We start from the raw sequence: 14679 nt of genomic DNA on the forward strand, positions 1-14679 counted from the left end.
TTAAAACTAATGCCCACTACTAATAGAAATGGCAACATTCTCATGTTCTCCATTAGATTTTGGTTGTTTAAGTCGTAATGCCAAAACACCCGCAATGACAAAAAATACACCTCCAAATAGTATAGCATTAACGGCACTATTATTCAATAGATTTTTTACAATAGGCCCAAATGTTAAGGTTTGAATTCCCATAGGAATAACAATCATCATATTCAATATACCCATATAAACACCTCGTCGTTCTTGAGGCACTATTTTGGAAACCATTGAATATGGAATACCCATCATTGCTGCCCATCCTATGCCAAATAAAATCATAGGTAGAATAACCAAAACCGGATCTTGGATATATGGAATACTGAGCATTGCAATTCCCGTTAAAAACAAGCTAAACACATACACTTTTTTGCCTCCGAATTTTACAGCCAATGGCACGAGTGCCAATGCAAAAACTATTGTTGAAACATTATATGTGGTATTCATTTTTGCTGCTTGACTTAAAGCTTGGGAAGCATCAAAATTCATACTCTCGCTAAACATAGGCGCAATAAATTGCCAATACACAAATAAGGCATACCATTGAAAAAGATAAACGGCAGATAATTTCCACATAAATTTGGGCATATCTTTTATAGCATCTACAATTTCTAGAAAAGGTGTTTTAATTCTTTCTGAAAGTGGTAAGGCATTGTGTTTTTTTATCTCATCAAATTCCTCATCAGACGGAGGGATTTCCGGTGTTTTTAATACAGACCATAAAATGGTAGAAACTGATAATAAAGCACCTATAAAAAAAGAATAATACAACCATTTAGGAATACCGCTGCCAGCTTCAACTGTCTCGGCTCCTCCAAACCAATCTTGAAAAAGAAAAATTGATGCGTTCGCTAAAACAATACCTGCACCTACAAACAAACTCTGCATTTGATACCCAAAACTTAACTGCTTGTTTGGTAATTTATCACCTACAAAGGCACGATAAGGTTCCATAGCCATATTATTGCCAACATCAAGAATCCATAGCAAACCAACGGCAAACCAAAGTGCTGGACTAAATGGAAATGCAAACAAACACAAACTGCCTATTATAGCTCCAATTAAGAAGAATGGTTTACGTCTTCCCCAGCGAGGCGACCAAGTTTTATCTGAAATAGCACCAATTATGGGTTGAATAATTAAACCAGTTACCGGCCCCGCAAGGTTCAACAATGGCAAATCTTCATGATGTGCTCCCAAAAAGGAAAATATTGGGTTAACAGCTGTTTGTTGCAAACCAAAACTGAATTGAATTCCTAAGAACCCTACATTCATATTAAAAATTTGCCAAAATGATAAACTTGGTTTTGTGATCTTCATCTTATTTTAGTTTTTTAGAAGCTCCCAGTTTTTTAAGAAAATCCTCAAAATTAGAACCATTCATTACAAGTTTACCATTTAAATCTACAACTGGCAATGACAAATTATCTACTGGAACACCTGCTTTTTGAAGTTTTACCAGCATTTCTCTTTGCTTTAAAAGGTTTACATCTACATCATAATAAATGAAATCGATCTTTTTCTCCTTTAGATAAGCTTTTGTATCAATACAATAGTGGCAAGTATCACTACCATAAACAATTACCTTTTCAGATGTTTTTTGCTCAGTGACAGTCTTTGATATTGAATCTGAAACTTGACCAAAACTAACATAAGTTAAAGCTATTATAAATACTATTGATAAAACTAAAGCTTTCATGACTCCAAATATTTAGTTAAAAGAGTTGAAACTTATCATAAAACTCCAACTCTTTTATTAACAAACTCAAATAAAAATTAAACTTATTTCTTAAAATTTATACTGTAAAGATAATGTTGAAGAACGGCCACTAATTGACCTTGCTCTCACTAAACGATTTGAACCAAAAGAGCCATCGCCATTACCTTCTATTTCTGTTATCCCTACCGTATCAAAAAGGTTATTTACGCTCAATACTAGCGAAAGGCCTTTTGTTAAACCTAATCTACCAATTAGGTTAAAATAGGCATACCCTGGCATTACCAGATCATTATCATCTTGAGCATAAGATTTTGTTGTGCCTAACACACTTAAAGCAATACCATGTTGGCTGTTTTCTCCAAAATTATAAGATGGCGATAGGTTGTAAACTAAATCTGCTTGTCTTCTTGGTGTGTTACCTTTGTTATCACCACCATCAATTTCGGCTTTAGTCCAAGTAAAAGACCCATTAAAAGAGATGTTTTCTCCAAATGCCAAAGCTGTTTCAGCCTCTACACCCAAAGCTTTAAATGGATTTCCAACAGATCTATTTAACTCGTTACTTAAACCTTCATCAGTATTACTCATAAATCCAGTTAAGTTAAGAACTCCATTTTTGAGCCTTTTCTTGTAACCAACTTCTAGTTGAGACACTTCATCATATTGCACATCGGCTTTACCGTCTGTACCATAGTTATTTCTATCTGCTGCTCTACCTGATGCACCAGAACTATATCTTGCAAACAACGCGGCGCCTTCGTTTAATTTATAATTTAAACCAGCAGAGTAAGACACAAAGTTATAATCATCATTTACTATTTGTCCTGCGCCTCCTGCTACAACTGGTACTACTTGCTCTATACCTTCAATAGTTCCGTTACCATCGTAATCATAAGAACCTTGACTAGTAGGGCCATTGGCTATTGTTCCATTTACATTTACATTCTCGAAGCGAATACTTCCGTCGAAATTTAATTTTTCAGTAATGTCAGCATCAACACCTACATATGGAGAATTTACATTGTGTACAGTATTATATCTGCGTTGACAACAATTACCCCAAACAGGTGTACCATAAGAGTATTGACCGTTTCTTGAAAAGCCATCAAAATCTGCTAGCCTTGCTTCACCTCCTCCTTTAACTTCTGAAATAAATGAACTCCATTGCCATCCTATTTTAGTGTTTTGTGTTGCTGTAAATAAACCGGCTGTAAGGCCAACATTATCACTTATTTTTTTAGAAATTTTAACGTCACTGAAAAAGTTGCTTAAATCATCAATAGTAACATCAAACATGTGTATAATTTGAGCCAATCCGTTAGACGGGTTAAAAGCACCTCTATCTCCATCTGAATACACCAATGCCCCTGTAGCATTAGAAGCGTCTCTTGCAATTGTTTCAATTTCGGAAACTGATCCTACTGCGGCTGTAAATGGGGACACCCATTCTCCGTTGTTATTTGAATAACGCGCTTTACCTGCTATTTTCCAATCGTCACCTAAGTCAAACGAAAATTCAGCTCCTAAAGATTTAGATCTAGGGTTGTTCCCATTTCTAACATCGTTAACATGTCTTCCTCCGCCATCAAAAGGGTTTGTTCCTGCGCTTTGTTGTAAATATGCAGAGTGAGGAGAATCGCTGGTAATATCAAAACCTGGTAGGTTAGAGAACGTAGGGCTATCATTACTTCCCTTCAGCAACATTGGCATAGGCAAATACATTACTGATTTGTCGTTTAATAGTTTAGCATAAACACGCACATAACCTGCATCAAATCGTTTAGTGAGGTTAGCTTTAAATTGTCCCCCTTTATTGCCTTGATAACCTATTTCCCTTGGCCCTTCACCTGTTCTAATAAAACCACCTATATGGTATGACAATCCATTATCCAATGGTTGACCATATTCAAAATCTAATCTGCTAGTTTGATAATCCAAACCAAAAGTAGTTCCTATAGAACCTCCTTCTTTTGCCCCTGTTTTACTAATCATGTTAATGATACCAGCAGGACCATTGGATGTTTGTGTAGATGCTGACCCCCCTCTAATGGCTTCAACCCTACTAATGTTAGAATCTATTCTTAAAAAGTTATCGGCATTTCCAAAAGACGTATCTCCAAATAAGTTTAAAGGCAAGCCGTCTTCTTGTATTTGAAAGTATCTTGAACCTCCTGAAGAAATAGGAACACCACGAACATTAAAGTTAGCATTACCTTCACCACCAGAAGACTCTGCGCGTATACCCGGTATGTTTCTAAAAAGTTCGCCTGCACTTCTTGGAGATGCTTGTTCTATAAGTTCTACGTCCATAGTAGAAACAGATACACTGGATTCAATTTTAGATTTAGGGTTTACAACACCTGTTACAACCACCTGATCTAAAGATTGAGCATCTTCAACCATTATAAAATCTAAAGTAATATCATCATCTTGAACTGTAACACTTTGTGAAAATTTTGCATACCCTATAAAAGTTGCAGATAATGTATATGCTCCGTTTTCTACATTACTAATGGTATAGTTGCCATCAAAGTCTGTAACGGCTCCTTTAGATGTGCCATCTAAAATAACATTAACGCCCCCCAAAGGTATTCCTGCTTGATCTTTAACATTTCCTGATATTGATTGTGCAATTAAAGCACTTGTTGACAACAACATCAATACTAATAAAAATGCTCTTTTTTTAATTGAATTCATTTTTGTCTTTTTTAGTTATTTGATAAATTATTTAGTGGTTTTATACCAAATCTATAAAGGATATGATACTTATTTGTGGTTTTCTTTATCGAAATCGTTTTCGATTTTAACGAAAACGTTTTCGATTTGTGATTTTTCATTATATTTATTGAAGAAATTTTGCGTTTTACATGAAACCCATCACCCTAAAACAAATAGCCGAACAGTTAAACATATCTGTCACTACTGTTTCAAAAGCTCTAAAAGATTATCCAGACGTTAGCAAAAAAACTAAAGCCATGGTTAAGGAGTTGGCCAAAACCTTAAACTACAGACCCAACACCTTTGCGGTTAATTTAAGAACCAAAGAATCTAAAACCATTGGATTGATAATCCCTGTTATTGTACATCATTTTTTTGCCAATGTGATTAAGGGTATTGTGGCACAAGCCGAAAAGAAAGGATATTTGGTTATTATTCTTCAGTCTAATGAATCCTACGAACTGGAAAAGAAACAAATCGATTTACTGATGAGCCAACGTGTGGATGGCATCCTAATTTCATTGGCTAATGGCTCTGCAAGGTTTGACCATTTAAATGAAGTGATTAATCAAGGAAAACCTTTGGTCATGTTCGATAAGATTGCAAAAATTGTAAACTGCTCTAAGGTTATCATTGATGACAGAAAAGCGGCTTACACCGCAACACAATATTTAATAGATATTGGCTGCAAACGTATTGCCCATTTCAGAGGTCCTCTTTTACCTCAAAATTCTATTGATAGGTTTCTAGGCTATAAAAAAGCCTTAACAGATAATGGTCTACCCTACGATCCTTCTTTGGTTTATATTTGTGAATGCGGAGATATGAGTTTTGAAGAAGGAAAAATGAATGCGAAAAAATTACTCGAAGACCATGATGATGTGGATGGTATATTTATAAACACCGATTTAGTTGCTATAGGCGCCTTAAACGAATTTAATAATCAAGGCATTAAAATCCCAGAGGATATTAGCATTGTAGGATTCAGTAATTGGTTTATGTCATCTGTTATCTCCCCCACACTAACTACTATAGATCAACCAGGTTATTTAATGGGTAAAACAGCATTTAAACAATTATTTAAAGAAATAAAAGCCCATAAAAAAAACAAGTCTATCATTCCGAAAATCATCACCTTGGAAACCGTACTTGTTAAAAGGGAATCGACAAAAAAATCAACCAATACTATTCTAGAAATTTAATATTCCTTTTTAACCCCGAAAATTTAGTACGCTTAACTGCCGACTTTTTAAATACTTTTCTAAAGGTTTCCTCTGTGATTTCCTCCCAATCCTTATTGGTCATTGAAAGTAATTCTGGATGCGGATTGAACAAAGGTTCTTTATGCGCTTTCGAAAAACGGTTCCAAGGACACACATCCTGGCAGACATCGCAACCAAACATCCAGTCGTCCATTTTGTCTTTAAATGTTGTTGGGATGTTATCTTTTAACTCAATGGTTAGATAGGATATGCATTTACTGCCATCAACTACGTAAGGCTCTATTATGGCTTCTGTTGGGCAAGCATCTATACAGGCGGTACATGTACCACAATGATCGGTTGTTGGGGTGTCGTACTCTAATTCTAAATCTATTATCAACTCTGCAATAAAATAAAACGAGCCCACTTGTTGGGTAATTAGATTGCTGTGTTTACCAACCCAACCTAATCCACTTTTTGCTGCCCAAGCTTTATCGAGTACTGGTGCCGAATCCACAAAAGCGCGACCATTCACCTCTCCTATTTCCTCTTGAATGTACTGTAATAAGGTTTTAAGTTTATCCTTGATTACAAAATGATAATCTGTACCATAGGCATATTTTGACAACTTATAGCTATTGGTAGTTTGCTTTTGGCTTGGGTAATAGTTCAACAACAAGGACACTACACTTTTTGAGCCTTCCACCAACTTTGTGGGATCTAATCGCTTATCGAAATGGTTTTCCATATAGTGCATCTCACCATGCATGCCTTTTTGAAGCCATTGCTCCAATCTAGGAGCTTCTGCTTCTAAAAATTCAGCTTTAGAAATACCACAAGACAAAAAACCGAGGCGTTTGGCTTCGGCTTTGATGAGTTGGGTATGTTTGGTTTTAGGATTCATATACGAAATAACTACTTCAAAGAATATATTATGGATTCCTGCTTTCGCGGGAATGACAAAAAAGAGATTTCAAAGTAATGGCGCGTATCAAAATAGACCACCTTGTACCCCGCCTTTGGTTCGTCCCAAATGTTTATAGGCTTGTTCGGTGACTTCACGTCCACGTGGCGTACGCATAATAAAACCTTGTTGTATTAAAAAGGGTTCGTATACCTCTTCTATAGTTTCTGGGCTTTCACTAACAGCCGTAGCGATAGTGGTTATTCCAACAGGACCTCCTTTAAACTTATCGATAATGGTCGATAGTATTTTATTATCCATTTCATCAAGTCCATGGGCATCTACATTTAAGGCTTCCAATGCGAACTTGGCTATCTTAATATCGATGGAACCATTTCCTTTTATTTGTGCAAAGTCACGAACCCGACGTAATAGTGCGTTGGCTATTCTTGGTGTACCCCGACTTCGACCTGCAATCTCTACGGCCGCCTCCATAGCTATGGGTACATCTAAAATACTTGCACTTCGTTGGATAATAGTTGTTAAAAGTTCGGTATTGTAATATTGTAATCGGCTTTGGATGCCAAACCGTGCCCGCATGGGTGAGGTAAGCAAACCTGATCGGGTTGTTGCGCCAACCAATGTAAACGGATTTAAATTGATTTGTACCGTTCTGGCATTGGGTCCCGTTTCAATCATAATATCAATCTTGTAATCTTCCATAGCTGAATACAGGTACTCTTCCACAATAGGGCTTAACCGATGTATTTCGTCTATAAACAAGACATCCCGTTCTTCTAAATTAGTCAACAAACCTGCTAAATCTCCTGGCTTGTCCAAAACTGGACCAGAAGTCACCTTTATGCCAACCTCCAATTCATTGGCCAAAATATGGGCTAAGGTTGTTTTCCCCAATCCTGGAGGCCCGTGAAAAAGGGCATGATCCAAAGCTTCACTTCTTAAATTGGCTGCTTGTACAAAAACCTGAAGATTTTCCAATACTTGATCCTGTCCAGTGAAATCATCAAAAGATAAAGGTCTTAACTTTTTTTCGACATCTATCTCTTCTGGAGAGAAATTTTCGTTTGTTGGATCTAGGTTTTCGTTCATAACAATGGATTCCTACCTTCGCAGGAATGACAAAAGGTTCTGTACTGGCAAATATAACGAAAAAGCCTTTCCGTTTGGGAAAGGCTTTCAGTGTATTTTATAATCTAGAACTTCACTTAGTGTTGTAGCTCTTCTTCTCCTTCTTTTAGTGGGATATTTTGTGGCACGAAGTCTTCATCATGTCCTGGCTTGCTGTAATCGTATGCCCAACGGTGTACATGAGGAATCTCTCCTGGCCAGTTACCATGCATATGCTCTACTGGAGCTGTCCACTCTAAAGTTGTAGACTTCCATGGGTTTTGTACGGCTTTCTTTCCGAAGAAAATACTTGAAAAGAAATTATATAAGTATACTATCTGTACAACACCACCTATTAATGCAAATATGGTAATAATAACGTTCACATTGGCTAAATCGTCAAACAATGGGAAGTTACTGTTAGTATAGTAACGACGTGGTAAACCTGCCATACCTATAAAGTGCATTGGGAAAAACACCCCATAAGCACAAACCGCTGTAATCCAGAAATGGATGTAACCCAAGTTTTTATTTAGCATCTTACCAAACATTTTAGGGAACCAATGGTAAATCCCGGCAAACATACCATACAATGCAGATATACCCATTACCAAATGGAAGTGTGCCACAACAAAATAAGTATCGTGAACATTAATATCTAAAGCACTATCTCCTAAGATAATCCCTGTTAATCCACCTGTGATAAATGTAGACACAAAACCTATGGCGAATAGCATGGCTGGATTCAATTGTAAATTACCTTTCCAAATGGTCGTTATCCAGTTAAACGCTTTTACTGCCGATGGAATAGCAATCAATAGGGTTGTAAATGTAAATACCGACCCTAAGAAAGGATTCATCCCCGACACGAACATATGGTGACCCCATACGATAGTCGATAAGAAAGCAATGGCCAAGATGGAGGCAATCATCGCTCGATATCCAAAGATTGGCTTTCGTGAGTTAGAGGCCATTATTTCGGATACTAGACCCATTGCTGGCAAAATAACGATGTATACTTCTGGGTGACCTAAAAACCAGAACAGGTGCTCAAATAATACTGGAGAACCTCCTTGGTAATGTAATACTTCTCCTTGAATAAAAATATCCGATAGGAAAAACGACGTCCCAAAACTTCTGTCCATTATCAACAATAAGGCTGCCGATAACAAAACTGGGAAAGAAATCACACCAATAACTGCCGTTATAAAAAACGCCCAAATGGTTAATGGAAGTCTTGTCATAGACATTCCTTTAGTACGCAAATTAAGTACTGTAACAATATAGTTAAGCGATCCCAATAAAGAGGAAGCTATAAATATAGCCATAGAAACTAACCATAAGGTCATTCCCATTCCCGAACCGCCTTGGGCCATAGGTAATGCACTTAATGGCGGATAAATGGTCCATCCTGCTGCTGCTGGTCCTGCTTCTACAAACAGGGATATTACCATAATAACACTAGATAGGAAAAACAACCAATACGATACCATGTTAAGGAAACCTGATGCCATATCGCGCGCTCCAATTTGCAATGGAATTAATAGGTTACTAAAGGTACCACTCAGCCCTGCTGTTAGTACAAAGAACACCATAATAGTACCATGTATGGTCACTAAAGCCAAATAAATGTCGGCATCCATTACACCGTCTGGTGCCCATTTACCCAATAAAGCTTCGAATAACACGTTTGGCTCTTCTGGCCATGCAATTTGCATACGAAACATCATAGACATTAAAACACCTATAACCCCCATTATAGTACCTGTAATGAGGTACTGCTTGGCAATCATCTTATGGTCTTGGCTAAATATATATTTAGTTACAAAAGTTTCTTTATGATGATGTCCGTGGTCGTCGTGAGCGTGTGTATCTGCGTGTGCTGACATAATCTTATATCGTTTTTATCTTTTTAATTAGTTAATTAGAGAGTTTTTGAATTCTTTTTGCTCTTTTAACCAGGCATTAAATTCTTCTTCGGTTTCTACAACAATTTTCATTTGCATGTTATAGTGCGATTTACCGCAAATCTTATTACAAATCAATAGATAATCAAATTCGTAACGGTCTAAAGCTTCTTCTCCTTTGGCTACTAATGCTTTACTCTTTTCTACTCTTATCTTATTGATGTTTGCCACCTTCTCGATAATTTCAGGCGTTTGGCGCATATCTTCAGTTGTCACTGTAGGGGTATAACCAAACTGTGTAATCATACCTGGAACACAGTTCATTTGTGCTCTAAAGTGAGGCATGTAAGCCGAGTGCAATACATCTTGAGAACGCATTTTGAATAGCACTGGACGTCCTACTGGTAAATGTAACTCTGTAGTGATGATATCGTCTTGAGCGTTTGGATCTGCTTCGTCCAATCCTAAGATATTGGCACGATCTATATCTATTAAACGTACATTAGATTTTCCAAGCGTATTATCTGCACCTCCATATCTAGCTTTCCAGTTAAACTGTTGGGCATATAACTCCACCACTAGAGGATCTTCACTTTCGTCTACGCCCATAATGTTGATCCAAGTATTCAATCCATAAATAATCAACCCTGCCAAAACAATTACCGGGATAATCGTCCAGATGGCTTCCAACTTATTGTTATCTGCAAAAAACAAGGCTTTTTTCCCTTTCTCTCCTTTGTATTTAAAAGCAAAGTAGTGTAACAAAAATTGGGTTACTGTTTGAACAATAAAAATGATTACTAAAGATATAATCATAAGATTGTCTATGGTTGGCCCATGTTCTGAAGCTGAATTAGACAATAAAGGCAAGTCACCATATTTTACGCAACAAACAATGGTTATTACATAAATGAAAGCTAAAAAGCCCATCATTAAATACCCGTTCAAGGTATTATCCTTATCTGTAGCTACTCCAGGTATTGCATCTCCGACTCTAGCTTGGGCCAAATCGAAAATCTTTACCATTTGCCAAATGGCAATTAAAATAAATACTAAAACTATTATGGTTAATAAAGTAGTCATTGTTATCGTTCTTCTTTATTTAAATCTTAATTAATAATGAAACTCTTCGCTTTCCTTTTTAAACGGATATCTTTTTACCAGTAATGGCGCTTTGGTCAATGCGTTAAACACCACAAATATGAATAACCCAGCGAAAAGTAAAATTGAACTTATCTCAGGAATTCCAATAAACCATCTGTCTCCTACTGTTGCTGGCATAATCATATTAAAAATATCTATGTAGTGTCCAAACAATATCACTAAACCTGTCATAACAACAAACCAAGGAATACGCTTATAATCGGCATTCATTAACATTAGAATAGGGAATACAAAGTTCAACACTACCATACCTAAGAACGGTAATTTGTAATCGTTAAAACGAGACACAAAATAAGTTACTTCTTCCGGGATGTTTGAATACCAAATAAGCATAAACTGTGAGAACCAAAGGTAAGTCCAGAAAATACTCATAGCGAACATAAACTTGGCTACATCGTGCAAGTGGTTTTCGTTTACAAATTCTAAATGGCCTCTAGACTTTAAGTAAATCGTGATTAATGCGATTACGGTAATACCACTTACAAACATACTTGCAAAGACATACCATCCAAATAAGGTTGAGAACCAGTGTGGGTCTACACTCATAATCCAGTCCCAAGACATCATCGATTCTGTATAGATAAAGAATACTAAGAACCCGGCAGCAATTCTAAACGACTTTTTAAAGTTACTGTTATCTTCGGCTGTATCTTGTGCTATAGAAAATTTACGTGAAAAATGACGGTACAAACTCCACCCTGCTATAAATACCAAGCCTCTAATGATGAACCAAGGTAAATTTAAGAAACTTGATTTTCCTTGAATTAGTTTATCGTGGGCAACTACCTCTGGATCCATCCATACAAACAAATTATAGTGCCCAATAGTTCCTGAAGCTACGGCTATAGCAAGTACAATTAAAGCACCTGGTAACAAATAGGCGGTAATCCCTTCCATAACCCTAAACAATACTGGAGACCATCCAGCTTGTGAGGCAATTTGAATGGCATAAAACGCCAATACCCCTAAAGCGATCATCATAAAGAAGAATGCTGCAACGTACAGGGCAGACCAAGGTCTGTTAGCAATTTGATGCTGTACGTGCTCCACATGCTTTTTGTGAGCATCTGCTCCATTATGGGCATCATCTGCATGGGCATCGGTAGCGTGAGCATCGTGTGATGGTGCTGCATGTGCAGCTGCTTCATCATGGCCTCCGCCATGATGTGCTCCTTCCGAAGCAATCAAATGCTCTACTTCTTCAAAAGATTTATGAGATGTCATAAAACCATATCCAACACCTAACAGGCCTAAAACCATTAGTATGATAGAAGATGTCTTTAATTTATTTGAAAATGTGTACATATCTATATAATCTTATTCTTCTTACTTTTCTAAATCTGCTTTTAATTTCAATACGTATGAAACTACTTGCCAGCGTTCTTCTTCGTTTAATTGGTTCGCATAACTACCCATAGCGTTTTTACCATAATATATAGTGTGGTAAATACTACCAGCGGTTATAGCTCGACCAGCATCATCATAACTAGGAATACCTAATATTTTTTCACGCTTCACCAAGTTGCCTTGTCCATCGCCTTTGTTGCCATGACAAATACCACAATAAATATCATAAAGTTCTTTACCTCTTACTAAATCCACTTGTGTTGAATCTAATGGATTGGCTAATGTCGCTTTGGCTAATTCAAACCCTTCGGTAGTATTCGCTATATCAAATGGTATATGTCCTCTAGCGATAGAACCTTCTGCTGGTAACTGCGCTTCAACACCGTTACGGAAAGCGGCTTCTCCATAAGTTTCGTATCCTACAGATTCATACATGTTAGGCATGAACTGATAATTTGGTGCAGTATCTTTTTTACATGACACAGCCACAAATACGACTGCTATTACTAATATCTTAATTAAGCTTCTCATCTCTTTATTAATGCGCTTTATCAATTAAATTTACTTCTACAGCTCCAGTTTCCTTAAGCAAGTCTTCTAGTTCTTTTTCATTACCGTTTACAGCAATCTCCATTAAAAAGTGGTCGTCTGTAGTTCTTGGGTCTGGGTTTTCTGCCTTCTTAAATGGCCACATTCTACTACGTAAATAAAATGTAATAACCATTAAGTGCGCCGCAAAAAACACGGTCATCTCAAACATAATAGGCACAAACGCCGGCATGTTCTCTAAATAGCTAAAACTTGGTTTACCACCTATGTTTTGTGGCCAGTCTTCAATCATAATGAAATTCATCATAACAATTGCAACTGTTAAACCAACTAGTCCATACATAAAAGAAGTAATGGCTATTCGTGTTGGCGCCAATCCCATAGCTTTGTCTAGCCCGTGAACTGGAAATGGTGTGTATATTTCTTCTATATGATGTCTCTCTGCCTTAACTTTCTTTACGGCAGACATCAGGATGTCGTCGTCGTTATAAATAGCGTGAATTACTTTTGAAGCTTCCATATGCTACTTTTAGTTTTTTGGTTCGTTATTAGTACTTCCAGAGGTTCTTGCATCGGCACCTGTTCCCACAAGGCTTTCTCCTGCTTCTCTTAATTTCTTATATCTTTCTCCTGAAGATTTTAAAATTGTTTTAACCTCTGCTTGCGCAATTACCGGGAATGTTCTTGAATATAACAGGAACAATACAAAGAAGAATCCTATAGTTCCAATAAATATTCCTATATCAACAAACGTTGGAGAGAACATGGTCCATGATGATGGTAAGTAATCTCTGTGCAATGACGTAACAATAATTACAAAACGCTCAAACCACATTCCTATATTTACAACAATAGAGATGATAAATGAGAACATGATGCTTGTTCTTAGTTTCTTAAACCACATGAACTGTGGTGAGAACACGTTACAGGTCATCATGGCCCAATAAGCCCACCAGTAAGGCCCTGTTGCTCTGTTTAAGAACGCATATTGTTCGTACTCTACTCCAGAATACCATGCAATGAACAACTCGGTAATATAAGCTACACCCACTATCGAACCAGTAATCATGATCACGATGTTCATTAATTCGATGTGCTGTACTGTTATATAATCTTCTAGGTTACACACTTTACGCATAATAATAAGTAAGGTGTTTACCATAGCAAATCCAGAGAATACCGCGCCAGCAACGAAATATGGTGGGAATATAGTGGTGTGCCATCCTGGTATAACCGATGTAGCGAAATCGAACGATACAATAGTGTGTACCGAAAGTACTAATGGTGTTGCTAAACCTGCAAGTACCAAAGATACTTCTTCAAAACGTTGCCAGTCTTTAGCACGACCGGACCAACCAAAACTTAATAAAGAATAGATTTTCTTTTGGAATGGTTTTACGGCTCTATCACGAATCATTGCAAAATCTGGTAATAATCCCGTCCACCAGAATACTAACGATACCGATAAATAGGTAGAAATTGCAAATACGTCCCAAAGTAATGGCGAGTTAAAGTTTACCCAAAGTGACCCAAATTGGTTTGGGATTGGTAATACCCAGTATCCTAACCATGGACGACCCATGTGGATGATTGGGAACAACCCTGCTTGAACAACTGAGAAGATAGTCATCGCTTCCGCAGAACGGTTAATAGCCATTCTCCATTTTTGACGGAACAATAATAGCACGGCAGAAATAAGCGTTCCTGCGTGACCAATACCTACCCACCAAACAAAGTTAGTAATATCCCAGGCCCAACCTACGGTTTTATTTAAACCCCAAGTTCCAATACCTGTAGATATCGTATAAATGATACATCCAATTCCCCAAAGAAAAGCAGCTAGTGCAATACCAAAAACTATCCACCATTGTTTATTTGCTTTTCCCTCTACAGGTTTTGCTACATCCACAGTAACGTCGTGGTATGATTTTTCGCCTGTAACTAAAGGTCTTCTAATAGGTGCTTCGTAATGAGACGCCATAATTATATAATTGATTCTTTAAT

The 14679-nt window shown here is 37.1% G+C and carries 12 protein-coding genes; 1 reads left to right on the plus strand and 11 read right to left on the minus strand.

Translation table 11 applies throughout. The features are described 5' to 3' along the window. Positions 1–6: 6 nt before the first annotated feature. The 3 genes from MR062_RS04435 to MR062_RS04445 form a co-directional block, all read right to left on the minus strand. Positions 7–1356 carry an MFS transporter gene (locus MR062_RS04435; protein ID WP_242202880.1) on the minus strand — a complete coding sequence of 450 codons (1350 nt, stop codon included), beginning with the start codon at positions 1354–1356 and terminating at the stop codon, positions 7–9. A 1-nt stretch (position 1357) separates the two neighbouring features. Beyond that, entirely contained in the window at positions 1358–1735 is a 378-nt protein-coding gene (locus MR062_RS04440; protein ID WP_242202881.1) for a glutaredoxin family protein, read from the minus strand. A 90-nt stretch (positions 1736–1825) separates the two neighbouring features. Continuing rightward, positions 1826–4453 (minus strand): TonB-dependent receptor, encoded by a 2628-nt coding sequence (locus MR062_RS04445; RefSeq protein ID WP_242202882.1) that lies wholly within the window; start codon positions 4451–4453, stop codon positions 1826–1828. A 170-nt stretch (positions 4454–4623) separates the two neighbouring features. On the opposite strand from MR062_RS04445, the gene MR062_RS04450 reads away from it, so the two are divergent. After that, a complete protein-coding gene (locus MR062_RS04450) occupies positions 4624–5676 on the plus strand; it encodes a LacI family DNA-binding transcriptional regulator (RefSeq protein WP_242202883.1) in 1053 nt (350 codons plus the stop codon). On the opposite strand, the gene queG is transcribed toward MR062_RS04450, so the two are convergent. From queG to nrfD, 8 genes are all read right to left on the minus strand, one after another. After that, positions 5660–6580 (minus strand): tRNA epoxyqueuosine(34) reductase QueG, encoded by a 921-nt coding sequence (gene queG / locus MR062_RS04455; protein ID WP_242202884.1) that lies wholly within the window; start codon positions 6578–6580, stop codon positions 5660–5662. The genes MR062_RS04450 and queG overlap by 17 nt on opposite strands. An 87-nt stretch (positions 6581–6667) precedes the next feature. Further along, positions 6668–7690 (minus strand): Holliday junction branch migration DNA helicase RuvB, encoded by a 1023-nt coding sequence (gene ruvB, locus MR062_RS04460; RefSeq protein ID WP_242202885.1) that lies wholly within the window; start codon positions 7688–7690, stop codon positions 6668–6670. Between the two features lie 116 nt (positions 7691–7806). Continuing rightward, complete coding sequence (locus MR062_RS04465) at positions 7807–9597, minus strand: cytochrome c oxidase subunit I (RefSeq protein ID WP_242202886.1); 1791 nt, start codon at positions 9595–9597, stop codon at positions 7807–7809. 27 nt (positions 9598–9624) lie between these two features. Beyond that, positions 9625–10698: a cytochrome c oxidase subunit II gene (locus MR062_RS17785; RefSeq protein WP_242202887.1), complete on the minus strand. Its 1074-nt coding sequence runs from the start codon at positions 10696–10698 to the stop codon at positions 9625–9627. Positions 10699–10728: 30 nt separating this feature from the next. Then, on the minus strand, positions 10729–12084 hold the full coding sequence (locus tag MR062_RS04475) for a quinol:cytochrome C oxidoreductase (RefSeq protein ID WP_242202888.1): 1356 nt from the start codon (positions 12082–12084) through the stop codon (positions 10729–10731). 21 nt (positions 12085–12105) lie between these two features. Continuing rightward, a complete protein-coding gene (locus MR062_RS04480; RefSeq protein ID WP_242202889.1) occupies positions 12106–12657 on the minus strand; it encodes a c-type cytochrome in 552 nt (183 codons plus the stop codon). Positions 12658–12664: 7 nt separating this feature from the next. After that, on the minus strand, positions 12665–13195 hold the full coding sequence (locus MR062_RS04485; RefSeq protein WP_242202890.1) for a DUF3341 domain-containing protein: 531 nt from the start codon (positions 13193–13195) through the stop codon (positions 12665–12667). A gap of 9 nt (positions 13196–13204) precedes the next feature. After that, positions 13205–14656, minus strand: a complete 1452-nt coding sequence (gene nrfD, locus MR062_RS04490; protein ID WP_242202891.1) for an NrfD/PsrC family molybdoenzyme membrane anchor subunit — start codon at positions 14654–14656, stop codon at positions 13205–13207. Positions 14657–14679 lie beyond the last annotated feature (23 nt).

The sequence above is a fragment of the Aestuariivivens insulae genome (assembly GCF_022662195.1).
GTDB classification, from domain to species: domain Bacteria; phylum Bacteroidota; class Bacteroidia; order Flavobacteriales; family Flavobacteriaceae; genus Aestuariivivens; species Aestuariivivens insulae.